General features: G+C 65.4%; 26 protein-coding genes. 3 read left to right on the forward strand and 23 right to left on the reverse strand.

The genetic code is table 11. The features are described from left to right. Positions 1–11: 11 nt before the first annotated feature. The 10 genes from flgK to flgB form a co-directional block, all read right to left on the reverse strand. Positions 12–1907 carry a flagellar hook-associated protein FlgK gene (gene flgK, locus ACIGJG_RS20555; protein ID WP_483673840.1) on the reverse strand — a complete coding sequence of 632 codons (1896 nt, stop codon included), beginning with the start codon at positions 1905–1907 and terminating at the stop codon, positions 12–14. Between the two features lie 198 nt (positions 1908–2105). Beyond that, positions 2106–3152, reverse strand: a complete 1047-nt coding sequence (flgJ, locus tag ACIGJG_RS20560) for a flagellar assembly peptidoglycan hydrolase FlgJ (protein ID WP_483673842.1) — start codon at positions 3150–3152, stop codon at positions 2106–2108. Then, on the reverse strand, positions 3152–4297 hold the full coding sequence (locus ACIGJG_RS20565) for a flagellar basal body P-ring protein FlgI (RefSeq protein ID WP_235679950.1): 1146 nt from the start codon (positions 4295–4297) through the stop codon (positions 3152–3154). The genes flgJ and ACIGJG_RS20565 overlap by 1 nt, the downstream gene beginning before the upstream one ends. 16 nt (positions 4298–4313) lie before the next feature. Further along, positions 4314–5012, reverse strand: a complete 699-nt coding sequence (flgH, locus tag ACIGJG_RS20570; protein ID WP_011301739.1) for a flagellar basal body L-ring protein FlgH — start codon at positions 5010–5012, stop codon at positions 4314–4316. 10 nt (positions 5013–5022) lie between these two features. After that, positions 5023–5808, reverse strand: coding sequence for a flagellar basal-body rod protein FlgG (gene flgG, locus ACIGJG_RS20575; RefSeq protein WP_011301738.1), 786 nt, complete (start codon positions 5806–5808; stop codon positions 5023–5025). Between the two features lie 73 nt (positions 5809–5881). After that, on the reverse strand, positions 5882–6625 hold the full coding sequence (flgF, locus tag ACIGJG_RS20580) for a flagellar basal-body rod protein FlgF (RefSeq protein ID WP_011301737.1): 744 nt from the start codon (positions 6623–6625) through the stop codon (positions 5882–5884). 52 nt (positions 6626–6677) lie between these two features. Next, positions 6678–7931, reverse strand: a complete 1254-nt coding sequence (gene flgE, locus ACIGJG_RS20585) for a flagellar hook protein FlgE (protein ID WP_483673844.1) — start codon at positions 7929–7931, stop codon at positions 6678–6680. Positions 7932–8013: 82 nt separating this feature from the next. Beyond that, a complete protein-coding gene (flgD, locus tag ACIGJG_RS20590) occupies positions 8014–8694 on the reverse strand; it encodes a flagellar hook assembly protein FlgD (protein WP_011301735.1) in 681 nt (226 codons plus the stop codon). Positions 8695–8719: 25 nt separating this feature from the next. Next, positions 8720–9127, reverse strand: coding sequence for a flagellar basal body rod protein FlgC (flgC, locus tag ACIGJG_RS20595; protein ID WP_140950529.1), 408 nt, complete (start codon positions 9125–9127; stop codon positions 8720–8722). 15 nt (positions 9128–9142) lie between these two features. Beyond that, positions 9143–9550, reverse strand: a complete 408-nt coding sequence (gene flgB / locus ACIGJG_RS20600; RefSeq protein ID WP_011301733.1) for a flagellar basal body rod protein FlgB — start codon at positions 9548–9550, stop codon at positions 9143–9145. A 239-nt stretch (positions 9551–9789) separates the two neighbouring features. Here flgB and flgA point away from each other — a divergent pair, with 239 nt between their 5' ends. The 3 genes from flgA (at position 9790) to ACIGJG_RS20615 (ending at position 11464) form a co-directional block, all read left to right on the forward strand. Next, positions 9790–10539, forward strand: a complete 750-nt coding sequence (gene flgA, locus ACIGJG_RS20605) for a flagellar basal body P-ring formation chaperone FlgA (protein ID WP_011301732.1) — start codon at positions 9790–9792, stop codon at positions 10537–10539. A 147-nt stretch (positions 10540–10686) separates the two neighbouring features. Continuing rightward, positions 10687–10995 (forward strand): flagellar biosynthesis anti-sigma factor FlgM, encoded by a 309-nt coding sequence (gene flgM, locus ACIGJG_RS20610; protein WP_011301731.1) that lies wholly within the window; start codon positions 10687–10689, stop codon positions 10993–10995. Positions 10996–11002: 7 nt separating this feature from the next. Beyond that, complete coding sequence (locus tag ACIGJG_RS20615) at positions 11003–11464, forward strand: flagella synthesis protein FlgN (protein WP_011301730.1); 462 nt, start codon at positions 11003–11005, stop codon at positions 11462–11464. Between the two features lie 12 nt (positions 11465–11476). Here ACIGJG_RS20615 and ACIGJG_RS20620 read toward each other — a convergent pair whose 3' ends face one another. The 13 genes from ACIGJG_RS20620 to ACIGJG_RS20680 form a co-directional block, all read right to left on the reverse strand. Beyond that, entirely contained in the window at positions 11477–12706 is a 1230-nt protein-coding gene (locus tag ACIGJG_RS20620; protein ID WP_011301729.1) for an NAD(P)/FAD-dependent oxidoreductase, read from the reverse strand. A gap of 304 nt (positions 12707–13010) precedes the next feature. Beyond that, positions 13011–13427, reverse strand: a complete 417-nt coding sequence (locus ACIGJG_RS20625) for a flagellar protein FlhE (RefSeq protein WP_011301728.1) — start codon at positions 13425–13427, stop codon at positions 13011–13013. Between the two features lie 32 nt (positions 13428–13459). After that, on the reverse strand, positions 13460–14176 hold the full coding sequence (locus ACIGJG_RS20630; RefSeq protein WP_011301727.1) for an RNA polymerase sigma factor FliA: 717 nt from the start codon (positions 14174–14176) through the stop codon (positions 13460–13462). 92 nt (positions 14177–14268) lie between these two features. Continuing rightward, on the reverse strand, positions 14269–15063 hold the full coding sequence (locus ACIGJG_RS20635) for a MinD/ParA family ATP-binding protein (RefSeq protein WP_483674026.1): 795 nt from the start codon (positions 15061–15063) through the stop codon (positions 14269–14271). An 11-nt stretch (positions 15064–15074) separates the two neighbouring features. Then, on the reverse strand, positions 15075–17468 hold the full coding sequence (flhF, locus tag ACIGJG_RS20640) for a flagellar biosynthesis GTPase FlhF (RefSeq protein ID WP_483673845.1): 2394 nt from the start codon (positions 17466–17468) through the stop codon (positions 15075–15077). A 10-nt stretch (positions 17469–17478) separates the two neighbouring features. After that, the gene (flhA, locus tag ACIGJG_RS20645; protein ID WP_483673846.1) at positions 17479–19560 is read right to left on the reverse strand and encodes a flagellar biosynthesis protein FlhA; all 2082 of its coding nucleotides are present in this window, start codon (positions 19558–19560) and stop codon (positions 17479–17481) included. Then, on the reverse strand, positions 19557–20699 hold the full coding sequence (flhB, locus tag ACIGJG_RS20650) for a flagellar biosynthesis protein FlhB (RefSeq protein ID WP_011301723.1): 1143 nt from the start codon (positions 20697–20699) through the stop codon (positions 19557–19559). The genes flhA and flhB overlap by 4 nt, the downstream gene beginning before the upstream one ends. Before the next feature lie 290 nt (positions 20700–20989). Further along, complete coding sequence (gene cheZ / locus ACIGJG_RS20655) at positions 20990–21622, reverse strand: protein phosphatase CheZ (RefSeq protein ID WP_011301722.1); 633 nt, start codon at positions 21620–21622, stop codon at positions 20990–20992. A 16-nt stretch (positions 21623–21638) separates the two neighbouring features. Further along, positions 21639–22025, reverse strand: coding sequence for a chemotaxis response regulator CheY (gene cheY, locus ACIGJG_RS20660; protein WP_011301721.1), 387 nt, complete (start codon positions 22023–22025; stop codon positions 21639–21641). Between the two features lie 84 nt (positions 22026–22109). Then, on the reverse strand, positions 22110–23180 hold the full coding sequence (locus tag ACIGJG_RS20665; RefSeq protein WP_011301720.1) for a protein-glutamate methylesterase/protein-glutamine glutaminase: 1071 nt from the start codon (positions 23178–23180) through the stop codon (positions 22110–22112). A 22-nt stretch (positions 23181–23202) separates the two neighbouring features. Continuing rightward, positions 23203–23856 (reverse strand): chemoreceptor glutamine deamidase CheD, encoded by a 654-nt coding sequence (cheD, locus tag ACIGJG_RS20670; RefSeq protein WP_140950526.1) that lies wholly within the window; start codon positions 23854–23856, stop codon positions 23203–23205. Continuing rightward, positions 23856–24767, reverse strand: coding sequence for a CheR family methyltransferase (locus ACIGJG_RS20675; protein ID WP_483673847.1), 912 nt, complete (start codon positions 24765–24767; stop codon positions 23856–23858). The genes cheD and ACIGJG_RS20675 overlap by 1 nt, the downstream gene beginning before the upstream one ends. A gap of 55 nt (positions 24768–24822) precedes the next feature. After that, positions 24823–25317: a chemotaxis protein CheW gene (locus ACIGJG_RS20680; protein WP_011301717.1), complete on the reverse strand. Its 495-nt coding sequence runs from the start codon at positions 25315–25317 to the stop codon at positions 24823–24825. Positions 25318–25340: the final 23 nt, after the last annotated feature.

Raw genomic sequence — 25340 nt, forward strand, 5'->3', positions numbered from 1 at the left:
GTCGGTTCGGCTTACCGGCCGATGCCGATGATGGTGTCGAACAGCGTCGAGGCCGCCTGAATCACCCGTGCGTTGGCCTGATACATCTGCTGGAAGCGCAGCATGGACACCGTTTCCTCGTCCATGTTCACGCCCGATACCGACTGCTGCGCAGCGGTGATCTGAGCGGTGATGCTGTCCTGCGATGTCGAGGCGATCTGCACGGACTTGGCTCGCGTGCCGACATCGTTGACAAGCTGGGCATAGGCATCGTTGAAACTGGACACGCCGCCGATGGTCTTGGCGCTCTGCAGCTTGGCCAGCGCGAGCGCGTTGCCGTTGTTCTTCACCGCGCCCGCATTCGAACCGAGCGTGAACGAATCGCCCGCCTTGGGCGTGCCGCCAAACGTGAAGGTCAGGCCACCAAACGTGTAGTCGGTGTTCGCACCGTTCGCCGCCGTGCTGTCCGGGGTGATCGCCGCACCGGACGCGTCCGTAAAGGTGTAGCCGGTACCGTCGTAGGTGGCGATGATCTTGCCGGTCATCGGGGTAAAGCCCGGTGCCACGCTACCGAGTGCGGCGGTGCCACTGCCCTGGTTCGTGCTGCCGGCATCGACCCCTGCTGGCGCTGCCGCGGCAATCTTGGCCGGATCGGAGATCGCCATGTCGAAGCTGGCCGCGGCGTTGCGCGTCGGCTGGATCAGGAACGAGTCATGAGCGCTCGGGGTGCCGTTCAGCTGCACGGAAAAACCATCGAACTGGATCGGGTCAGTCGGAGCGAAGGTTTCGACGTGCTTGTCCGACATGCGGGTCAGCTTGTAGTTGGTACCGTCGAACTCCAGCGTGTAATCGCTCGTGGTCAGGGCCGATGCGTCGGTGACCGTGGCCTGCGCGATGGCACTGCTCGTGTTGTTGGCGTTGGACAGCGTGGTCGCGCTGCCCAGTTTGAACATGTCGGTGCCGATATCGCCGTTCATGTCCATGCCCAGCTTGTGCTGGTCATTGAAGGCCTGGCCGATCGCAAGCGACAGGCGGCCAATGGAGTTCTGCGCGCTATCCAGCGTTTCGCTGCGGAACTGCAGCAGGCCGCCCAGCAAGCCGCCGGTGATGGCGCCGCTCTCGCTTTCACGCAGGCCACCGCCAGGCACCGTGTAGGCGACCACGGTACGGCCAGGATCGGCCGCCGACGCGACGGCCTTCAGGTCATAGGACTCGTTGCCCATGACCAGCGGCTGGCCGTTGCCGATGAACACGTTGTAGGTACCGCCGTCCTGCACCACGACCTTGGCGCCGACCAGCTTGGTCAGTTCGGATACGGCCTGGTCACGCTGGTCCAGCAGGTCGTTGGGCGGCTGGCCGCCCGACAGTGCCTTCAGCTTCGCGATCTCGCCATTGAGGTTAGAGATCTGCTTGGAGTAGCTGTTGATCTGATCGACGGCAGTGCCGATCTGCTCATTCACGCCGGACTGCAACTGCTTGAAGTAGTTGCTGGCCGAGCGCACCTGCCCCACCAGCGCCTGGCCTGCCGAAAGCATGCCTTGGCGAGCTGCCGGGTCAGCCGGCGTATCGGCCACGGCCTGCACCGCCGAAAAGAACTTCTGCATCAGGGGCGCCAGGCCGCCCTTCTGGTCGGCCAGCAGGTTGTCGATCTGGCCGATCTGGTCGGAGTAGGTCGACAGCGCCGAACCGGCCGACTGCGCACCGCGCAGCTGGCCGGTCAGGAACTGGTCGTACACGCGGGCCACGGTGGTCGTGTTCGACCCCATGCCAAAGAAGCCCTGGCTGGTGTACTGCCCGCCAGCGGAAGCCACGATGGTGTTCTGCCGCGAATAGCCTTCGGTGGCCGCGTTGGCGAAGTTGTGGCTGGTCGTCGTCAGCGCGTTCTGCGCGGTGTTCAGGCCGGAAAGACCAATGCTGAAGAGAGACATGTTGCTCTGACCCCGGATGCTGTTGATGCCTCCGGCGTACTGGGTCGGAGGCAGGGAATGTGAGAGTTATCGGCAATTTACGCGGGAGACTTTAGGGTCATCCGCGCTGGACGAGCGGTGTCGCAACTGCGTGCGCCAACCCTTCAACTCCGGCCCCTCTCCCGAGAGCGAGAGAGGGAGGGACTCGTCGACGAGCGCTTACGCCGACACCTTCTTCATGATCTGCACCAGCTTCTGCCCGTAGGCAGGATCGGTGGCATAACCCGCGCGTTGCAGGCCATGCGCTGCTTCGTCGGCAGAGCCTGCCGACACCACGGCCGCGTAACGCGGATTGGTGGTCAGCAGCCGTGCGTAGTCGGCACACGCCTCGTCATACGAGCCATAGGCGCGGAAGCGCGCGCGCACCTTCTGCGGCTGGCCATCGACATACTCGGTCGTGGTGACTTCAGCCACGCGGCCCTTCCAGTTCGCGCCGGCCTTGATGCCGAACACATTGAACGTGGTGCTGCCGTCGGGATGCGTAATTTCGCGGCGGCCCCAGCCCGATTCCAATGCCGCCTGACCGACGATCAGCCGCGCCGGCACGCCGCTGACGCGCGAAGCTGCTTCGGCGGGTGCGGACATGCGCGATACAAACGCGCTCACGTGCGCCGGTGCATCGTCGGGCAACGGCCCGAGATTGCTACCGCCCTGCCCTTGTCCCTGCCAGGCATAGTCCTGCTCGCGGTATTGCCGCAGGCCCGCCGTCGGGTTCCAGCTCGCGCCCGGCACCACGGTGCCGATGGCCGGTGCGTCGCCATCCTGAGCAGTCGCCGCGCCGGCGCCGCGGCCGTCCAGCAGCCGTGCCATCTCGGCATCGGCTGCCGCGGTGCCGGTGGCACCCGGCGCGGCGTTGGCATTGATCATGCCCGGCGGAACCTGCGCACCCGTGGCGCGCGCAAGCTGACGCACCATCACTTCGGCCAGGCCGATGCCGCGCGAAGACATCTGCTGTGCAAGCTGCTGGTCCAGCATCGACATGTAGAGCTTGCCTTGCTCGCTGTCGAACACACCGTCCTGCGGCGTGGCATCGCGCATGCTCTTGAGCACCATCTGCGTGAAGACGGCCTCGAACTGCTTCGCGGCGGCACGCAGCGTGCCTGTGTCAGCGCCGCTGCGCGCGCTTTGCTTGAGCGCCTCGAAGCCTTGCGTATCGAGGGCAAAGCGCTGCGATACATCCGCCTGCGCGGAGAGAGCGCTGTCCATCAGATAATCTCCAGCTCGGCGCGCAGCGCCCCGGCCGCGCGCATCGCTTCCAGGATGGTCTGCAGGTCCGCCGGCGTTGCGCCCAGTGCATTCAGACCCTTGACCACGGCCGCCAGCGAAGCGCCGGCCTTCACTATCTGCAGCGAGCCACCCTGCTGCTTCATGTCGATCTGCGACACGGGGGCAACCACGGTCTGCCCGCCGCTGAACGGCGCGGGCTGGCTGATCACCGGCTGGGTGTTGATTACCACCGAAAGATTGCCGTGTGCCACTGCGCAGTCTTCCACAGTCACGGCCTGGTTCATGACGATGGAACCCGTGCGCGCGTTCAGGATCACCTTGGCCGCCGCCTTGGCCGGCGTCACGTCCAGGTTCTCGATGCGCGCCAGGAAACCCACGCGTGCCGACGGCGATTGCGGCGCACGTACCTGCACCACACGGCCATCGAGTGCCGCTGCCACGCCGCCGCCCATCGAGCGGTTGATGGCTTCCACCACGCGCTCGGCCGTGCCGAAATCCGTGTCCTTGAGTTCCAGGTTGAGGACCCCACCGTCAGGCTGAAAGGCCGCCACCGCACGCTCGACAATCGCGCCATTGGCAATACGGCCCACGGCCAGCTGGTTGACCTGCACCTTGCTGCCATTGGCCGATGCACCAGCGCCGCCCACCAGCATATTGCCCTGTGCAATCGCGTACACCTGTCCGTCAGCGCCCTTCAGAGGCGTCATCAGCAGGGTGCCGCCGCGCAGGCTCTTGGCATTGCCCATCGACGACACCACGATGTCCAGCTGGCTCCCCGGTTGCGCAAACGCCGGCAGCGTGGCGGTGACCATCACTGCCGCCACGTTCTTGAGCTGCATGTTCTTCCCGGCCGGCAGCGTGATGCCGAGCTGCGAGAGCATGTTGGTCAGGCTCTGCGTGGTGAACGGCGTCTGCATGGTCTGGTCGCCGGTATTGTCCAGGCCGACCACGAGGCCGTAGCCCACCAGCGGGTTGTCACGCACGCCCTGGAACGTCGCCAGGTTCTTCAGGCGCTCCGCGCGAGCGAAATTGGCGGCGAAGCCGAACGCCACCACCACCGCCAGCGCGGTGACGCTGGCCTTGAGCAGGCTCGACAGGAAACGGGCAAGCATCGGAGCGGACATGGGCGAATCAGAGCAATCAGAACGGTGAGACATTGAGGAAGAAGCGCTGCAGCCAACCCATGTTCTGCGCTTCGTCGATATAGCCCTTGGCCGTGTATTCGATGCGGGCATCGGCAACCTGGGTGGACAGCACCCCGTTGTCGCCGGTGATGGTGCGTGGGTTGACCACGCCCGAGAAACGGATGAATTCGGCGCCCTGGTTGATCGCGAGCTGTTTTTCGCCCGAGACCACGAGGTTGCCGTTGGCCAGCACTTCCAGCACCGTCACGGTGATGGTGCCGTTGAAGGTATTGGCCGCGCTGGCGCCGCCGCTTGCCTTCAGTGCATTTGCGCCATTGATGCTGGCGTTCGAGCTGCTGCTGAACAAACCGGCCAGTGCCTTGGGCACCGCGTCAAATGCCATGGAGGTGCTGCCGGTGCGGCTGGCATTGGTGCCCGAATTCTTGGTAGCGTTGACGTTTTCGGTAATGACGATCGTCAGGATGTCGCCGACGTTGCGCGGACGGCGATCCTCGAACAGCGGGTTGCCGGCGTATGAGGACGCGAAGATCGAACCCGTTGCCGGGCCCATCGGGCGCGGCTCGGCGCGCGCGGTGGTCGGCAGTTGCACGAGCGGCTCGCGCGGCATCAGCGCGCAGCCGCCGCTGGCCAGCAATGCCAGGCCGGCCAGGCAATACAGAACGCGCGCGCCTAGGCGGGAAAGCATGTTGGCCATATCCACTCCGTCAGCCCATTTGCGTCAGGCGCTGCAGCATCTGGTCGGATGTCTGCACTGCCTTGCTGTTGATTTCATAGGCGCGCTGGGTCTGAATCATGCTGACCAGCTCCTCCACGACGTTGACGTTCGACGCTTCCACGTAGTTCTGCTGCAGCACGCCCGCGCCGTTCAGGCCCGGCACGGTGGTGTTGGGCGCGCCGGAGGCATCGGTCTGCACGTACAGGTTCTCGCCCATGCTTTCCAGGCCGGCCGGGTTCATGAAGGTGGCGAGCTGCAGCTGGCCGACCTGCACGTTGTTGCTCGAGCCCGGCTGGGTCACCGACACCGTGCCGTCGCGGGCAACGGTCATGGAAGTCGTGTTGGCAGGAATCGTGATGGCCGGCTGGATCACGAAGCCGCTCGACGTCACGAGCTGGCCGTTCTGGTCGACCTGGAACGAACCGTCACGCGTATAAGCCGTGGTGCCGTCGGGCATCGCGACCTGGAAGAAGCCCTGGCCGATGATGGCCACGTCCTTCGAATTGCCGGTCTGCTGCGGATTGCCCTGCGTGTGGATGCGCTCGGTGGCGACCGGGCGCACGCCGGTGCCGAGCTGCAGGCCCGAAGGCAGGGTGGTCTGGTCCGACGACAGCGCGCCCGGCTGGCGGATGTTCTGGTACATCAGGTCCTCGAACACCGCGCGACCACGCTTGAAACCGTTGGTGGACACGTTGGCGAGGTTGTTCGAGATCACGTCCATCTGCGTCTGCTGCGCATCGAGGCCGGTCTTGGCAATCCAGAGAGAGCGGATCATGGTATTCCTTGGAATCCTGTGCAGGGCCGCATGGCCCCGCGCGTCATGCGTTCATGGGTGCGGCGGCGCCGCTTCAGTTGGTCGAGAGCAGCTGGTTCGCGCGCTGGTCGTTGGTGTCGGCGCCGGTAATCATCTTCATCTGCATCTCGAAGCGCCGGGCATTGGCGATCATGTCGACCATCGCTTCAGTCGGATTCACGTTGCTGCCTTCGATCGCGCCCGAAACCACGCGTACGGTCGGGTCGGCTTCCAGCGGCTGCGCACCGGGGCGCAGGCGGAACAGGCCGTCATCGCCACGCGCGATCGAATCGGCGGGCGGGTTCACCACGCGCAGCTTGCCCACCTGAGCCAGGCCCGCTGAGGCTTCGCCAGGACCACGCGCTGTGATGGTGCCGTCGCTGCCGATCGTCACCTGCGAGCCAGGCGGCACCGACAGCGGGCCACCGTCGCCCATGACAGGCAGACCCGAGCTGGTCTGCACCTGCCCGTCCTGCGCGATCTGCAACGAGCCGGCGCGCGTGTAGGCTTCGCTGCCATCGCGCGCCTGCACCACCAGCCAGCCGTTGCCTTGCAGGGCAACATCCAGCGGGCGGCCGGTATAGGTCAGCGGACCCGCGCGCATGTCGGCGCCCGGCGTCGACGCCAGCGTGAAGGCACGCGTGGGCGACTCCTGCCCCACCACCGGCACCGCGCGGTACATATTGACCTGCGCGCGGAAGGCCGGCGTCGAAACGTTCGCCAGATTGTTCGACACAGCGGCTTGCTGGTCGAGAATCTGCTTGGCGCCCGACAGGGCGGTGTAGATCATGCGGTCCATCGACTTGCCTCAGCTTGCTTGCTCTTCACGCTCTTCACGCCGCTCACCATGCTTACATGTTCATGAGCGAATTCATGACCTGGTTCTGCGTCTCGATGGTCTTGGCGTTGGCCTGGTAGTTGCGCTGCGCGACGATCAGGTTGACCAGTTCGCCCGACAGGTCGACGTTGGAGGCCTCCACTGCGCTCGACAGCAGCTGGCCGCGGGCGCCGCCCGGCGCGCCGACGATGGCCTCGCCGGACGCACCGGTCGCTGCCCAGGTGTTGCCACCTTCCGGCTTGAGGCCCTCGGGGTTTCCGAAGCTCGCCAGGACGACCTGGCCCAGCACCTGCGTCTGCTCGTTCGAGTAGCTGGCGCGCACGGTGCCATCGCCCTCGATTGCAAAGCCCAGCAGCGCGCCCGATGCATAGCCGTCCTGCGATGGGCTCATCACGTCGTTGTCCGACCCGAACTGCGTCGTGCCGGCAAGATCCAGCTTCATCGACAGGTCGGAAGCACCATTCGTCATGGTCTTGGTCAGCGTGATCGTGGCAGGGCTGGTGGACGTCAGCTTGCCGTTGCTGTCGAACGCGAGCGTGATCGGCGATCCGCCCATGACGTTGCCGGCGGCGTCCGTCACGTTCATCGTCCAGTCGGTGCCACCGGCAACAGTCGGGCCGCTGGAGGACTTGCCGAAGTACGCAACCAGCTGCTGCGAATTGCCGAGCGAGTCATACACCGTCATGCTGTTGCTGTAGCTGTACATGTCGGAAGTCGGCAACGCTGCGGGGGTCGGAGGCGTCGCGGTCGGGTCTGCGGCCGTGCTGGAGAATGCCGTGGCAGGCACGCTGCTGCGCGAATCGAGGTTGTAGCCAACCTTGATATTGCCCGTCGGCTTCGGCGGCATCTGCGCGCTCGAGACGACCAGCGGCTGCGGCAGTGCGCCGCCGCCGGAACCAGCTGGCGGGAAGCCGGTCAGCTGCAGGCCTTGGGCGTTGACGATGCGGCCGTCGTCGGTGCGGGCAAACTGGCCGTTGCGCGAGAAGTGCACCGAACCATCCGTCCCGACCAGCCGGAAGAAGCCACTGCCGTTCGTGATGGCCACATCCAGCGAGCGATTGGTCGCCTGGATATTGCCCTGCGTGAACGATTGCACCACCGAGTTGACCGTGGTACCCAGGCCGATCTTGGTGCCGGCGTACACGTCTGCGAACTGCGCAGTCGACGCCTTGTAGCCGACGGTGTTGGAGTTTGCGATGTTGTTGCCGATCACATCCAGATTCGCTGCGGCGGCATTAATGCCGCTTACGCCTTGACCGAAACCCATTTAGTTTCTCCTTGATACCTGTATTTCGTTTGTCGCCAGCGCGCTGCCGGCAGGAATCAGGGCCGCGGCCCCGCGTTCAGAATCAGAGAATGCGGCGCACGTCGTCCACGTTCGCCTGCTGCCCGTTGCCAACATCCACCAGCACGCCAGACGAATCGCCGCTGATGCTATTGACCTTGCCGTAGACCAGTGCCACCGGCTGCACCGAGGTGCCATTGGCCGTGGCGCTGACCTTGAAGCTGTAATCGCCGTCTGCAACCGCCACCCCGGCATCGTTCTTGCCGTCCCAGGCGATGTCGTGCACGCCGGCCGTCTGGCCCTTCATGTCGATGGTGCGCACTACGTTGCCGTGGGCATCGAGCACGTTGACGGTCACCGCATCGGCCGTCGACGGCAGGTCCACGCCGAACTGGCCAGCCACGCCGTCCTTCACCGAGAACTGCGAACCCGGCACCATCACCGTACGGCCGATCAGCGCAGCCGAATCCATGGCGCGGCTTGCGCTCGTCTGGTTCAGCAGCTGGGTCAGCGTGGAGTTCATGGTCTGCATGCTGCTGACCGTGGAAATCTGCGCGAGCTGCGAAGTCAGCTGCGCGTTGTCCATCGGGTTGAGCGGATCCTGGTTGTTCATCTGCGTCACGAGCATCTTCAGGAAGTTGCTCTGCAGATCGGCGGCGCTGGCGCTGCCGCTCTGGAGCGCCGCATTGACGTTCGTGGTGCTGCTGGCGCTGCTGCTGTTGTTGACCGAGGAGGTAGTAGTCATGTCGCGTTGGATGAGTCCGTTGTCGTTACTGGCCGATGGTCAGCGTCTTGAGCATCATGTTCTTGGCGCTGTTCAGCACCTCAACGTTGGCCTGGTACGAGCGCGAGGCCGAAATCATGTTGACCATCTCCTCCACCGGGTTGACGTTGGGCATGACCACATAGCCTTCCGCATTGGCCATCGGGTGCGTGGGGTTGTGGACCATACGCGGCGGCGACGGGTCTTCCATCACACCTTGCACCTGCACGCCACCGACGTCGCTCTGGCCGGGCGTAGGCGCCATGCCGAAGATGACCTGCTTGGCCCGGTAGGCCTGGCCGTCGGGGCTGACCACGCTGTCGGCGTTGGCCAGGTTGGACGCAGTTACGTTCATGCGCTGCGATTGCGCAGCCATGGCCGAGCCCGCGACGTCGAAGATGTTCATTGCTGGCATGTGTGTCTCCGGCGCTTACTGCTGGATCGCGGCCAGCATGGTCTTGATCTTCGAGCTCACCACGGTCAGGTTCGATTCGAAGTGGACCGAGTTGTCGGCGAAGGCCACACGTTCGGTGTCCATTTCGACCGTATTGCCGTCGACGCTCGACTGCAGGGGAATGCGGTAAGCGAGATCGGCGTCGTCGCGGGTCGGTGCTTGTGCCGGCAAGTGGCGCACGGAGGTCGTCGACAGCGACACGCCGTCGGGACGGCGGCCGCGCTCCATGGTCTGCGCCAGCGTGCTCGAGAAATCGAAATCGCGGGCCTTGTAGCCGGGCGTATCGGCATGCGCAATGTTCGAGGCAATCACCGACTGCCGCTGAGTCCGCAGGCTCAGCGCTTCCTGCTGGAAGCGCAATGCCGAGTCGAGTCTGTCAATCATGTATGCATCTCCGCTTGGAGCAACTTGGAGCGAACGACGAAGGGCGACCTTCTTCAGGGATCGCATCTTAGGTTCAGCCCTGTCACGCCAATCGGATGAATAAGAACGGGAAATCCATGCAATTCGGAGGGCTTGCCCGGCAACGGCTGCCTACAATGGGACCCGTTTCCTTGCGTGCGGCCGCACAAGCGGCTCAGTTGCCACCGTGGCCGCCGCGTCGTCCTTGCTGGGATGAAGACATGAAGAAGATCCATCGCGCCGTCATCAGGCCGGCGCTGGCCCTGCTGGCAGGAGGCGTCCTGTCAGCCGTGGCCGGCGAAGCCCTGGCGGCGCCTGCGCAGGTCACCCCGGTGGCCATGCAGGCGACCAATCCATTCCCGGAAGACCCGGTACGCGCGGCCGTGGAGCAGTTCCTGCTGCGCCAGACGGCCGGCCTGCCGGGCAAGGCCACCGTTCAGGTGCAGCCGCCGTCAGGTGGCCGCGCTCCGGAATGCGTGTCGCCCGATCCGTTCCTGCCTCCGGGCGCTTCGCCATGGGGCCGCATTTCGGTCGGCGTGCGCTGCGGCGGCGAGCGGCCGTGGATCCGCTATATGCAGGCACGCGTGTCCGTGCTGTCGGACTACTACGTGGCCGTGCGCGCGCTCGGCCCGGGCGAGCCGGTGACGCCGGCCGACCTTGAAGTGCGGCAGGGCGACCTGTCCACGCTGCCCAAGGCCGTGATTACCGACCCGTCTCAGGTCGTGGGCGCAGTCACGGCCAACCGCGTCGCAGCGGGCTCGCCCATGCGCACCGATCTGCTGAAGAAATCGATCGCCGTACGCTCCGGCCAGACCGTGACCGTCGCGGTGGAAGGCGACGCCTTCCAGATCACCAGCGAGGGCAAGGTGCTCGCCGATGCCGCCATCGGCAACTCGGTGCAGATCCGCCTGCGCAACGGGCAGGTAGTGAGCGGCCTAGTGCGCAGCGGCGACACCGTCGTGCTGCAATAACGTCCGACAAAAGTGCCTCATGGGACACTGGAATGCAGGATCGGCGACCATGCGACAATGCGTGCCAGTCCTGCCGTCGGGGCGAGATTTTCCTAAAGATTTCGCCAAGGCGTCCGTAATGACAGTGGAACCCAGCAAGGAACGCCCGTGAAGATCAACCATTCCACCTCGTCCAGGCCGGCCGACGCCCCGGCTGCGGACAGCACTGTCCGGCCGCAGGCGGGACAGAGTGCCCCCGTCGCCACCACGAGCGGCGTGAGCGTAAGCCCCCTGGCCTCGCAGGTCCGCGAAATCGGCAGCCGCCTGGCCAACGAAACCGACGACGACATCGACACCGCCAAGGTCGAAGAGATCCGCCAGGCCATCGCCGAAGGCCGGATCAAGATCGACCCGGGCAAGATTGCCGACGGCCTGCTCGCCACCTTGCGCGAACTGAGCCAGGGCGACATCCACTGAAACAGCCATGAGCCAGCCCCTGATCCAGAGCCTGCAGAAAGAAGCCGAAGCCGTCACGGCGTTTGGCCAACTGCTCACCGAAGAGCGCGACGCCCTCAAGGGCGGAGACTTCCAGTCCCTGAGCGGACTGCTCACGCGCAAGGTGGAACTGGGTCAGGCGCTCTCTCGCCAGGTAGCTGCGCGCGAAGCACAGATGGGCGCGCTGGGCCTGCGCCCGGGCCCGCAGGGCCAGTTGCTCGGCCGCAATATCGATCCCGCCGTGGGCGATGCCTGGCGCAAGCTGATCTTTGCCGCACGCGCCGCGCGCGACAACAACCAGCTCAACGGCGCCATCGTCGCTGCGCACCTGGACCACACGCGCGAAGCGATCAATGTGCTGCGCCAGCACAGCGGCGGCGACTCCGGGCTTTACGGCAAGAACGGCAAGGCATCGGCCGGTGCGGGCGGCGTCAGCCTGGCCAGCGGCTGAAGCCGCCTGCGTTCAATCGTCGCAATACTGTTCGAGCACGTTGAGACCGCGCTGCGGGTCCCGGACAAACGGATTGGAACGGTCCCACGCGTAGCCGGCCAGGATGGCCGAGATCATGCGGCGGATCTCCGGTGTGGCGTTGGGATGAAAGACCAGCTTCTGGAAACCTCCGGCGTACCACGCATCAACAAATGCGCGGAAGCAATCGACGCCGGACTTCAGTATCTGCGCATAGTCGGCTTCCCAATTCACCGATTCGCCCGCGAATTCACGCGCGATGCAATCGGCGGCCAGACTGGCTGACTTGAATGCGATCGTCACGCCTGAGGAAAAGACCGGATCCAGGAATTCGCCCGCGTTGCCAAGCAGCGCGTAGCCGTTACCCCAGAGCGACTTCACGTTAGCCGCATAGCCCGCAATATGTCGCGCGGGGGTATCCCACACGGCATGGGCCAGCAGGCCGGCAAGAGCGGGATCCTCGTTCACCAGCGCCTGCAGCCGTTCGGTGTCGTTACCGGCATAGCCATCAAGGAATGCCTTTTCGGCAACGACGCCCAGCGAACAACGTCCGTTCGAAAACGGAATTGTCCAGTACCAGACATCCACGTGCTGCGGATGAATGCCAATACGAATCTTGTTGCGATCGAAGGTACCCGGCATCACCCGGTCTTCGACATGCGTGAAGATGGCGCTGCGCACGGGAAACCCGGATGGCGACTCGAGCTGCAGCAGGCGCGGCAGGATCCGTCCGAACCCCGATGCATCCAGCAGGAAACGGCTGGTGACGCGATAGCTGTTGCCATCAGGGTCGAGCACGGTCACAACCGGTCGCGCACCTGACACGTCGACGCCCGTCACCAGATGCCGGAAGCGGACTTCGGCACCTTGCTTCTCCGCTTCGCGTATCAGCACATGATCGAAATCCGCGCGCTGGACCTGGTACGTCGTACCCCAGCCCGCCGAGAACTTATCGCGGAAGTCGAAATCGACATAGCGATCTCCACGCGCAAACGCGGCACCGTTCTTGTATTGGAAGCCAGCCTCTACCACTGCCCGCAGCATGCCGGCCGCTTCAATGTACTCCATGCTCTGCGGCAGCAGGCTTTCGCCGATTGAAAAGCGCGGAAACGTCTCCTTCTCGAGCACCAGCACACCAATACCACGACGACGCAGCAAACCCGCCGCAACAGAACCTGCTGGCCCCGCGCCGATGATCAGCACGTCTGCGAATTGATCTTCCATTCCAACCTCCAACACGCCTGGCGTATCGCCAACGCTTTCGCCCAAACCAGTGATAAAGCCGGCCCTCCCGGCAGGATATCGCGTCCTGCAGGATCCGGCGGAACCGCTACGGAAGGGATTGGCTACAGAAAACCGCGAAAACTGTCAGGGAACAGCATGGGCACATGCTACCGAAGGATTGGCAGCGTGGAAACCGGACATTCGGTGTGCGCGCCGGCGGAGATTGCGATGCCGGTTGTTGCTCGGCGGTTGCATCACATCGCCGGGCCGGTACGCCCGGCCGTGGTCAGAGGGATTGAGCGTCTTATCGGAACCCCACAACCACCTGATTGCTCTTGCCCTGCAGCACCGGCGCCACCGGGCCCTGCCCCGGCAGCCGAAACGCAAACACAAAACCCTGGGTTGCATCATCACCGTCGAAGGCGTCGGTCTTGCCTTCGGCCTGTGGCAGCAGCACGCAGCGCGTGTCGTTGCAGAGATAGGCCTGCAGATCCGTGGGCGGCGTCGCGGCAAAACTGTAGCGCCAGCGCACCGAGGTAATGACGCCCTCCGACTGCGGCAGGTTGCCGCTCGGCAGGATCGGGCGGGACACGGTACGCAGCCCGCGGCCATACAGCGCCGGGCCGTTGACCGATGCGCTCCAGCTGTGGTTCGTGCCGTCATCGGGCGCGGCCCACGTAATCGTCGCCATCGCAGCAAGCAGCGCCGCGATGGCATGCATGGCAACCTGACCTGAGCCGTGCCGCCCGCGCATCAGAGCAGCCCGCGCAGTTGGTTGCGCAGGCGCGTAATGGCTTGCCCGCGGATCTGGCACACGCGCGATTCGGTCACGTCGAGCACGGCGCCGATTTCGCGCAGGTTGAGTTCCTGGTCATAGCACAGTGAAAGCACCAGCTTTTCGCGCTCGGGCAGGCGCTCGATGGCGCGGATCAGGGCTGCGCGCATGCCGTTTTCCATCAGCTGCGTGAGCGGGTTGCCGTCTTCGCTGCCGCCAAGGTGGCGATCGAGGAAGTCCTCTTCCCCGGAGCGCTCGAAATCTTCATAGTGCAGCAGCTGGCAGCCATAGACCTCGTTGAGCAAGGTCTGGTATTCGTCCAGCGGCATTTCCAGTTCCTGCGCAACCTCCGAATCCAGCGGTGCACGGCCAAGCTTCTGCTCGAGGCCGCGCTGCGTGCGTTCGATACGGCGCGTGAACTGCCGCAGGCTGCGCGACTGCCAGTCGTTGGCGCGCACCTCGTCGAGCATGGCGCCGCGGATACGCTGGCTGGCGTAGGTTTCGAACCGCGCGCCATGGGTGTCCTCATAGCGCTTGGCCGCGTCGAGCAGGCCGATCATGCCGGCCTGGATCAGGTCGTCGATCTGCACGCTGGCCGGCAGCTTGGCCGCCAGTTGCAATGCGATGCGGCGCACGAGCTGCGCGTGGGTCTTGACCACATCGGCCTGTTCGAGCTTTCCCTGGATCGTGTACATGGTGGAATTCTCGTGAATGCTTGCTTGCAGAACCTGCCCGTTTTTGCGGGCCGGCGGCTCAGGGTCTTCGTCAGTTTCGAATAGTCACGGCATCAGGCCGCCACGGCAGCGTGCGCAGCCGATGCAGCCGGCTCGGCACGCAATGGCCATGCGCCGATGCCGCTGGCAATGCGGCGCAATCCGGTCGTCGCGGGCGCTGCGGGGTAGGCTTCCACCACGCACCGTCCGAGCTCCACGCTGCGCGTGACCAGCGTGTCCGCCGGCAACCAGCCGGCACAGCCGATCTCGACGCCCAGGTACTGCCGTCCTGTGCGCGCCAGGTTCCCTGTGATCGCCTGAACGGTGGCCTCATTGGCCGCCATGTTGACCACCAGATGGAAATGCCGGCAAGCGTACAGATGGTGCAGCCGCTTGATGCAGGCATATGCCGCGGTAATAGACGCCAGTTCCGGCCGCATCACCACGAGCACATTGTGTGCGGCCCCCGCCAACGGTGAGAGCGCACCGTCGCCGTCCCTAGCGGCATCGACCAGCACCGTGCGAAAACCCGACAGTGGATCCGCCGATGGCGCACCTTGCTGCGTTGCCTTGCCAGCCGGCAGCACCGCGACGGCACTGGCCGGACGCGCACCGAGTGCGGTCTCCAGCGTCATGCGGCCAGCCTGCACGTCGGCAAGCGTGCCGGCTGGGTCGGCCCCCGACAGGCGCACGGCATGGCCCGCGTTGTCCTCATCGGCGAGCAGCACGCGTTCGCCCTGCATCGCCAGCGCATGCGACAGGCCCAATGCGATCGTCGTCGCACCGGCACCGCGTTCGCTGGCCACCACCGCAATGCGGCGCGTGACACGCGGCGCCAGCATGCGTCGCAGGCTTTCGGCCTGGTCCATTGCGAGCGCGCTCACGACACGACTCCCGGCGCCATGAGTTGGGGAAGTCCCACCACCACATTCGATTGCGCTTGCACGTCCGGCTCCGCAGGCGCGTCGGCCTCGGCGGCGTCAACGACCGGGCGGCCCGGATAGTTTTCGAGTACATCGAGCAAAGCCAGCAGGCGCCCCATGCCTTCATTCAGCACTGATCCCGGCACCGATGCGCCGCCGGGCTGTCTCGCAGCCGTGCGGCCGGCAAGGCGGGCCAGGAAGGCCGGGGCAGTAGCCGTGGGCGCGTGTTCGAGGCGCAGCACCGTCAGACCGAGCTGAAGCGCGGCCACGCTGCCGCCAGCGGCGCTTTCGCCATCCTGAGCGAAATGATCGAGCGCATGGCGCAGCGTGCGGAACTGCGCATCCGCGTTGTCGGCCCACAGCGCCCAGCGTGCCGTGTGCGCGGCCTGGCCTGACAGCTGCGGGTCGCACAGCAGGTAGCGCGTATCGAACAGTTCGCCCGAAGCGTGGTCGACCATTCTTGCAATCACGAGTTTCGCGTCGATGCCGCCTTCCGGTGCACCGCGGCCACGCACGGGGCCTTCCGGCACACGGACATCCGCCGTGGCGAGCCACTGCACGGCCTCGCGGCCACGCACGGTGAACTCGCCCATGGCGTGGAACGTCAGCGTTTCGGCCAGTGCATCAAGCTTCCACGCCGCGCCGCCGCTGATCACGCGCGCCGTCTTGCGTGTGGCAGCGACCCAGCGCTCGCCGGATTGCTGCCAGCGCGCCAGCGTGGCCCCGGCCGGTAGCGCATCCAGCATATGCACGACGGGCCGCGCCGCGCCAAGGGTGGCGCGCAGCGTGGCGACCTCGGCGTCGGCTTCGCCCATGGCCTGGCCAGCACGTCCGGCAGGCGTAACCGTGGCCGCCACCGGCATGCCGGTGCGGTCGCCCAGCCACAGCGTATGCAGCATCGACTGCGGCGCACGGCGTCCCGGTACTGGCACCTGCAGCGTGGCCGTCAGCGACAGCACGAAGTGGTCGCATTCGCGGTTCACGTCGCGGCAAACCGCTTCGCGCACCTGCTGCGCCATCGGCCGCAGTGCGGGCGTATCAGCCGTGCGCTGCTGCCAGAGCTGGCGCGCCAGGTCGAAGCCATGCTGCGCGGCATTGAGTTCATTCACGCACTGGCCCAGCGCGTCCGCGCTGTCGGTCAGCGACCGCAGCACATCGTCGGCGCCGCCCTGGCGGCCCGGCGCTTCGTCGAGGGTGCCGGCCTGGCGCCGTGCAGCATCTGCATCGGCAAACACCGAACCACGGCGCGGCGTCAGGAACGCACGCTCGACCAGCGAGGCGCCTTGCGCAAGCTCGAGGTGTTCCGGCACACGCTGTCCGGTGGACACGTAGAACACCGGCAAGCGATGGCGAATCACGACGTCGAGCACGGAGCCCAGATGCGTGGCTTCGTCGAGCTTGCTGATGATGCAGCCGTCGACGCCACCGCCTTCCGGCACGGCGTCATGGCGGTAGGCATGCACCACCTCGTTGAGTGTGTCGCCATGGCTGGCGCCATTGAGCAGCAGCACACGCTGCACCGGCGCCTGCACGCCGGCAAGCATGGCGATCTGCTCCGACAGGTTGCGGTCCCGCTGGCTCATGCCGACGGTGTCGATGATCACCAGATGCTTGTCCTTCATCGCCGCGAGCGCGAAGCGCAGATCGGCAGCATCTTTCACCGCATGCACGGGCACGCCGAGGATATCGCCATAGATGCGCAGCTGTTCATGCGCGCCGATACGGAAGCTGTCGGTGGTCAGCAGCGCCAGGCGCTCGGGACCATGGCGCAGCACGTAGCGCGCGGCCAGCTTGGCCGTCGTGGTGGTCTTGCCCACGCCGGTCGGACCGATCAGCGCAAGCACGCCGCCCTGGTCGAACAGTGTGTCTTCGTTGTCGAGTACGGGCACCTTGCTGGCCAGCTCGCCGCGAATCCATGTCATGGCAGCGGGACGGTCGTAGCCAACCGGCAGCCGCGCCAGCAGCGTGCGCGAAAGCTGTGCCGAGAAGCCGGCCCCGACCATCCAGGCGAACAGCGATTCGCGCAGCGGATCGCCATTGGAAACCGCGCCAGCGGCAGCGGCGGGGGCCAGCCCGGCCAATTGCCGTTCGAACATGGCACGCATGGACTGCAGTTCGCCGCGCAGATCGTCGATGGCAGCCGGCTCGGGCGCTGCTACGACCGGCGCGGGCGCCACGTAGACCTGCGCGCCGGCCGATGCGGCGCTCAGGTCGGTGTCGCGCATGGCTACGATTTCCACGCCGCCATCGATGGTGCGGTTGGACAGCACCACGGCATCGGGTCCCATGGCTTCGCGCACCTTGCGCATGGCTTCACGGCCGTTGGCCGCCACGAATTTCGCTACGCTCATCTTGCGTTCCTCACGCACCGATCATTGCGGTAATGCGGATATTGCGGTTGTCCGGCACTTCGGCATGGGACAACACCCTCAGCTGCGGCATGGTGCGACGCAGGAAGCGCGCCATCAGCGGGCGCAGTTGCGACGGCACCAGCAGCACCGGATCCAGGCCCATCTGCTCCTGGCGGCTCACAGCGCCCTGCGTCTGCTGCAGCAGCGCGTCGGCGAGGCCCGGCTCGATGCCGCCGCCATTGGTCAGCGCCTGCGACAGCACGCGCTCCAGGCCCGCGTCGAGGCCGATCACCTGCAGGTCGGCGCCATTGGGGAACAGCTGCTGCGTAATCGCGCGGCCCAGCGCCTGGCGCACCAGTGCGGTCAGTTCGTTCGGATCGCTGATCTTCGGCGCATGCTCGGCGAGCACATCCAGGATGGTGCGCATGTCGCGGATCGGCACGCCTTCGTCCAGCAGGTTCTGCAGGATCTTCTGCAGCGCCGTCAGCGAGATGGTCTTGGGCACGAGGTCCTCGGTCAGCTTGGGCGCTTCCTTGGCGATGCGGTCGAGCAGCATCTGCACTTCCTGGCGGCCCAGCAGTTCGGCGGCGTGCATGTGGATCAGGTGGTTCAGGTGCGTGGCGACCACGGTGCTCGCATCCACCACGGTGTAGCCGAACGCCTGCGCCTGCTCCTTCATGCCGGCGTCGATCCACACGGCTTCCAGGCCGAACGCCGGGTCGCGCGTGGCCGTGCCCGGCAGCGTACCGCTGACCTGCCCGGGGTTGATTGCCATCCACTGTCCCGGCATGGCCTCGCCACGCCCGATCTCCACGCCCTTGAGCGTGATGCGGTAGGCGTTGGGCTTCAGTTCCAGGTTGTCGCGGATATGCACGACCGGCACCAGGAAGCCGATTTCCTGCGCCACCTTCTTGCGGATGCTCTTGATGCGGCCCAGCAGTTCGCCGTCTTGCGCGCGGTCCACCAGCGTGATCAGGCGGTAGCCCACTTCCATGCCGAGCGGGTCCACCAGCGTGACGTCGTCCCAGCTCGCTTCGGTCGATTCCGGCGCGGCGGCGGGTGCGCGCTCCTCGCGCTGCTTGGTCTGCTGCGCGGTGGCCTCGCGCTGCGCCAGGTAGCGGCCCAGCCAGATCAGGCTGCCGGCCAGCACCAGGAAGGCGAAATGCGGCATGCCGGGGATGATGCCCATCATGCCGATGATGCCGGCGGTCAGGTACAGCACGCGCGGATTGGCGAAAAGCTGGCCCGTGAGCTGCTCGCCCACGTCCTGCTCGTTCGACACGCGCGACACGATCACGCCGGCCGCGGTCGAAATCACCAGCGCAGGAATCTGCGCGACCAGGCCATCGCCAATGGTCAGCAGCGTGTAGTTGTGCACGGCGGTGCCGAAGTCCAGGTCGTGCTGGACCATGCCGACCACCATGCCGGCGGCGACGTTGATGAACATGATCAGCAGGCCGGCGACGGCATCGCCGCGCACGAACTTGCTGGCACCGTCCATGGCGCCGTAGAAGTCGGATTCCTGCGCGACTTCCGCGCGGCGCTTCTTGGCCTGATCTTCATTGATCAGGCCGGCGTTCAGGTCGGCGTCGATCGACATCTGCTTGCCGGGCATGGAGTCCAGCATGAAACGCGCGCCCACTTCGGCGATACGGCCCGCGCCCTTGGTAATCACCATGAAGTTGATCACCACCAGGATCGCGAACACCACGATACCGACGGCGAAGTTGCCACCGACCAGGAAGTGACCGAACGCCTCGATCACCTTGCCGGCCGCGTCCGGGCCGGTATGGCCTTCGAGCAGCACCACGCGCGTGGACGCCACGTTCAGCGACAGACGCAACAGCGTGGTGAACAGCAGCACGGCAGGAAACGCCGCGAAATCGAGCGGCTTCTGCGTGTACATGCTGACCAGCAGCACCATGATGGCCAGTGCGATATTGAACGTGAACAGCAGGTCCAGCACGAACGCCGGCAGCGGCAGGATCATCATGCCGAGGATCATGACGATCAGCATCGGCCCGGTCATTGCCTTGAGCTGGCCCACATTGCGCAGGCCTGGCAGTTTCAACAGGGAGTTCAGAGCGTTCATGCGCGGCTTTCCGGAACGGCGAGTTCGTCCGGCACCAGGAGATCGCTGGGCGCCGACGGCTGCGGGCCTTGCGAGTAGTGCCAGTGTTTCAGTTGATAGACCCAGGCCAGGACTTCAGCCACGGCGGTGTAGAGGCCGGCCGGGATTTCCTGCCCCAGGTCCACATGGCGGTGCAGCGCGCGCGCCAGCGGCGGCGCGGACATCAGCGGAATACGGTGTTCGGCGGCGAGTTCGCGGATGCGCGCGGCCACCTCATCGGTACCCTTTGCGATCACGCGCGGCGCGCTCATGCGGCCTTCCTCGTAGCGCAGCGCCACGGCGAAGTGGGTCGGGTTGGTCACGACCACATCGGCCTTGGGCACTTCCTGCATCATCCGGCGCCGCGCCATGGCGCGCTGCTGCTGGCGGATGCGTCCCTTGATGTGCGGATCGCCTTCGCTTTCCTTGAATTCCTGCTTGACCTCTTCCTTGCTCATGCGCAGCTTCTTGAAGTGCTCCCAGAACTGCCAGGGCACATCGATGGCTGCAACCAGCAGCAATGAGAGCACCACGGGCACGCAGCAGCGCAGCACCATGTCGAGCATATGCAGCAAGGCTTCCTGGACCGGGGCGTTCATCAGCGCGATGGCATCGGGCAGCCGGTGCCACACGACCCAGGCGCCGACGCTGCCGACCAGCAGCGACTTGGCGATGGCCTTGACCAGCTCCGCCACGGAATGCACCGAGAACATCCGGCCCAGGCCGGACATTGGCGACATGCGGCCGAAGTTCGGCATGAGCGCCTTGGTCGAGAATGTCCAGCCGCCCATCAGCAGCGGCGCCGCTACAGCGGCCACGCCGAACAGCAGCAGCAGCGGCATGAACGCGAGCAGGCTTTCCCAGATCACGTTGGCAAAGCGCGACAGCATGCGCGACGTGTCGAAGGCGGTGGCCGGCTCGAAACGCAGTGATTGCCGCATGACTGTGTCCAGCGAGCGGCCGATCGTGCCACCGAGCGTCCAAAGGCCGATCACGCCGGTCATCAGCATGATGAACGTGGCGAGTTCGCGCGAGCGAACGACCTGCCCCTCCTCGCGCGCCTTTTCCAGGCGCCGGGGTGAGGCGGGTTCGGTCTTCTCGAGATCGCTTTCGTCGGACATCCACGCTCCGGTGACAGGACGGTCAGGCGGCACGCAAAGGCCGCCATGGGTCAGCGAGGATTATCGAAGCGCGCCCGGACAGGCATTAGGCGGAAAAGGCGGGGGATTTCGGTGCTGTTTGGAAAATGAGCACCGGCAGGGAGTTAACGGCACCTGACAGCACCGACTTTAGGGCGGGAATGGAGAGAGCGGCACCGGAAGGTCCGGCCGGCAAGACCGTTCCCCCCTCTTCCATGTGATGGAAGAGGGAGAAACCAGAAGATACCGCTCAGAAGCCGCTCAGAAGCCGCTCAGAAGCCCAGGCTGGCCAGCAGGTCGTCGACCTGCGACTGGTCGGAAACGACGTCCGCCTTGCCTTCCGGGTTGATCTGCGGGCCGTTGAGCAGCGTTGCGGCTTGCGCTTCCGAGCGTCGCTCGCTAGGCACGTTCTCGATCAGGACCTGCAGCAGCTCATGCTCGAGCGTGCGGATCATGTCCATCATCTTCTTGATGACTTGGCCGGTCAGGTCCTGGAAGTCCTGCGCCATCATGATGTCCAGCAGATGGCTGCCGGTGGCGCGGGCCTGTTTCGGCACGTCGGTCAGGAATTCGCGCGTGTCGAGCACCAGGGCGCGGGCATCGCCGAGCTCCACCGGCGTTTCGAACCACGCGTCCCAGCGCTTGTCCAGGGCTTCGGCCTGCTGTTCAAGGCTGGCCTGGATCGGCTGCGCCAGTTCCACGGCATTGAGCGTACGCTCCGCCGCTTGTTCCGTCATGGCCGCAATGTAGTTCAGGCGGTCACGCGCATCCGGAATGGCCTGGGCGGCGCGCTCGATTTCCTTGTCCAGGCCGAGCTCGCGCATATTGTCGCGCAGCATCCGCGTCAGATTGCCGATGCGGAGGATCAGTTGCTCTGCGGAATCGTGGGGAAGAGTCGCAGTCATGGGACGCTCCTTGGCTTCAGCCGCCCAGTTTCTCGAAGATCTTGGTGATCTTCTCGTCCAGCGTGGCGGCGGTGAACGGCTTGACCACATAGCCGTTGGCGCCGGCCTGTGCGGCGGCAATGATGTTTTCCTTCTTGGCTTCGGCGGTCACCATCAGCACGGGGGTCTTGCCGATGGCGGCGTCGGCGCGGATCGCCTGCAGCATGCTCAGGCCGTCCATATTGGGCATGTTCCAGTCCGAGATCACGAACTGGAAGCTGCCGTCCTTGGCCTTCTCCAGGCCGGCGGCGCCGTCTTCGGCTTCTTCGACGTTGTTGAAGCCCAGTTCCTTGAGCAGGTTGCGGATGATCCGACGCATGGTCGGGAAGTCGTCGACCACTAGGATCTTGATGTTCTTGTCCACTTTGAAGGCTCCGGTAGATGCAGTTGTGGAATGTCGTTTGGTTTTCAGGCCAGCCCCGCCGGGGACAGGCCTCGACCTGTTATTTCAGACCCGTTGCGCGCGGGTCCCGTAAGTGGCCAGGCGCGCCATCACGCGCTGGGTCATCGAGTGCAGGGGCACTACTTCATGCACGCCGCCGGCGGCGATCGCCTCCTTCGGCATGCCAAACACGATGCAGGTACTTTCGTCCTGCGCCAGGTTATAGGCACCGGCCTCGCGCATGCGCAGCATGCCCTTGGCACCGTCCTTGCCCATGCCGGTCAGGATCACGCCGATCACGTTCTTGCCGCCATGCTCGGCGGCAGAATCGAACAGCACGTCCACCGACGGACGATGGCGGTTGACCGGCGCTTCTTGCGACAGGTGCGCCACGTAGTTGGCGCCGCTGCGCGCCAGGCGCAGGTGCGAATCGCCGGGCGCGATATAGGCATAGCCGGGCAGCACGCGTTCGCCGTGCTCCGCTTCCTTCACCGTGATGCGGCACAGCCCATCGAGCCGTTGCGCGAACGAGCGCGTAAAGCCGGCAGGCATATGCTGCACGATCAGCACGGCGGGGCTGTCCGGCGGCAACGGCATCAGGAAGTCCTTGATCGCTTCCGTTCCGCCCGTCGACGCGCCCAGGATGATCAGCTTCTCGGTCGACAGCAGCGGGCTGCGCAGCATCGGCGTGGCCGGCGTGCCGGACGCGGCCTGCGGAGCCTGGCGTACGCGCGCACGCGACGCGGCGCGGATCTTGTCCGCGATGGTGTCGGTGTACTCCATCAGGCCGTCGCGGATGCCGAGCTTGGGCTTGGTGACGAAGTCGACGGCGCCCAGCTCCAGCGCGCGCATCGTGATTTCGGAACCGCGTTCGGTCAGCGACGACACCATCAGCACGGGCATCGGGCGCAGCCGCATCAGCCGCTCGAGGAAATCGAGCCCGTCCATGCGCGGCATTTCGACGTCGAGCGTCAGCACGTCGGGGTTCAGCTGCTTGATCATCTCGCGCGCGACGAGCGGATCGGGCGCAGTCCCAACCACTTCCATGTCGGGCTGGCTGTTGATGATCTCCGTCATCAGGCTGCGAATCAGCGCGGAATCATCCACGCACAACACCTTGATCTTCGCGGCAGTCATAGTCGTTCTGCTTTCGATTCGTTCAGGATGGCGTCCGGGACGCCGATGGGCGCGTAAAAAGCTCGCCACCACGCGACGGCGCCGTGCCGGACGTGGCGATGGCGCGCGCCAGCGCGCGCTCGTCGCGCTCTACCGACACCTGGTCGTCCTGGCGCGTCAGGCGGCGCACCAGTGCCAGGCCGGTAACCGGGAAATAGCTCACGCGCCGCGCATGCGGGCCGCGCAGGTCCTGCGCCGCAACGCGGATTTCCTCTGTCTTCAGATAGCGCAGCACGAAGTCCGCGTTACGGTCGCCAATGTTCAGCGTGGTCATGTTGGCCAGCACCGCGCCGCCACCAAAGACCTTGGCCTCCAGGCGTTCGCGCCGCGCGCCCATCTTCAGCAGCTCGTTGATCAGCACTTCGAGCGCATAGCAGCCATAGCGCATCGACGCGGACAGCATGCGGTCCGCGGTGCCGCCCTCATCGTCCGGCAGCATGAAATGGTTCATGCCGCCCACGCCGGCCTTCTCGTCGCGGATGCACGCCGCCACGCAAGAACCGAGTACTGTCGTCAGCACCACGTCCTCGCCGGTCACGTAGTACTCGTTGGGCAACAGCTTGATGGCCTGGCGGTCGAACTCGCGGTCGAAATACTTGCGCGTGGCAATGGCTTCGGGAAGATGAGGCGTACGCATCAGGCCCGTCCCGCACGTGCGGCGTCGGGCGCCAGTTCGTACACGGTCTGCCCGCGCAGCTGGAATGCGCGCGTGACGTACGAGAAGTTCTCCGAATGGCCCGCGAACAGCAACCCGCCCGGCTTGAGCAGCGGTGCGAAGCGCTCGAGGATGCGGCCCTGCGTCGGCTTGTCGAAGTAGATCATCACGTTGCGGCAGAAGATCACGTCGAAGCGGTCGCGGATGCCCCAGTCAGGCGCGAGCAGGTTGAGCGGCTCGAACGCAATGGTCGATGCAAGCTCCGGCTTGACCTTGACCGCGCCGGCGCGCTGGCCCGTGCCCTTCAGGAAGAAGCGCTTGAGCCGTTCCTGCGACAGGCGTGCGATCTGTTCCTCCGTGTACACCCCCGCCCTCGCCTTGGCCAGCACCTGCGTGTCGATATCGGTGGCCAGCACCGTCGCACCGCGGTCCCCCAGCGCCTCGGCGAGCGTGATGGCGATAGAGTACGGCTCTTCGCCGGTCGATGCCGCGCAGCACCAGACGTTGTAGGGCCGGCCGGTCTTCTTGGCGTGCTCGGCCAGCAAGGGGAAGTGATGCGCCTCGCGGAAAAACGACGTCAGGTTGGTCGTCAGCGAGTTGGTGAAATATTCCCACTCGGACGATGTGTCATCCGCTTCAAGGATGGCAAGGTAGCTCGCGAAATCGGTCAGCTGCAGCGCGCGCAGCCTGCGGGCCAGACGCGAATACACCATCTCGCGTTTGTGGCTGCCCAACGAAATACCTGCGCGGCGATGGATCAGCGCGCGGATCTTCTCGAAGTCGCGCTCCGTCAGCAGGAAGTCGCGCGACTCGTCGCGCCGCAGGGCAGCAGACGCCGCGCTGGCGGCGGCCATGCCTTGGGCAAAGCTGGCGGCGTTACGGTTGGGCGTCATGGGTTCGCGTGGCAATACGGGTAATGCGGCAAGATGCGGATCGCGCGTCGGCCGCTCAGGCGGCCTCAGCCTCGATCAGCTCCATCTCGGGGCTGGTGATCAGGCGCTCGATATCGATCAGCACCAGCATGCGGCCTTCGACCGTGGCCAGGCCTGTCAGGTGCTCGGTGGACACCGACACGCCGAACTCCGGCGCCGGCTTGATCGCTTCGCCGGTCAGCGTGAGCACGTCCGACACGCCGTCCACGACGATGCCGACCACGCGGCCCGCCACGTTCAGGATGATCACGACGGTCTGGTGGTCGTAGCGCACGTTGCCCAGTCGGAACTTCAGCCGCAGGTCGACGATGGGCACGATCACGCCGCGCAGGTTGGTCACGCCTTTCATGAAGTCGGGCGCGCTGGCAATGCGCGTCACGGTCTCGTAGCTGCGGATCTCCTGCACCTTGAGGATATCGATGCCGTATTCCTCCGTTCCCAGCGTGAAGACCAGGAACTCCTGGCCCGAAGCTTCGCTTCCGGGGGTATCGATCTGTCCGATGCCGGCCATGATGTCTAGTTCTCCTTTGGTTG

The organism is Cupriavidus sp. C1SS-2L (genome assembly GCF_057073735.1).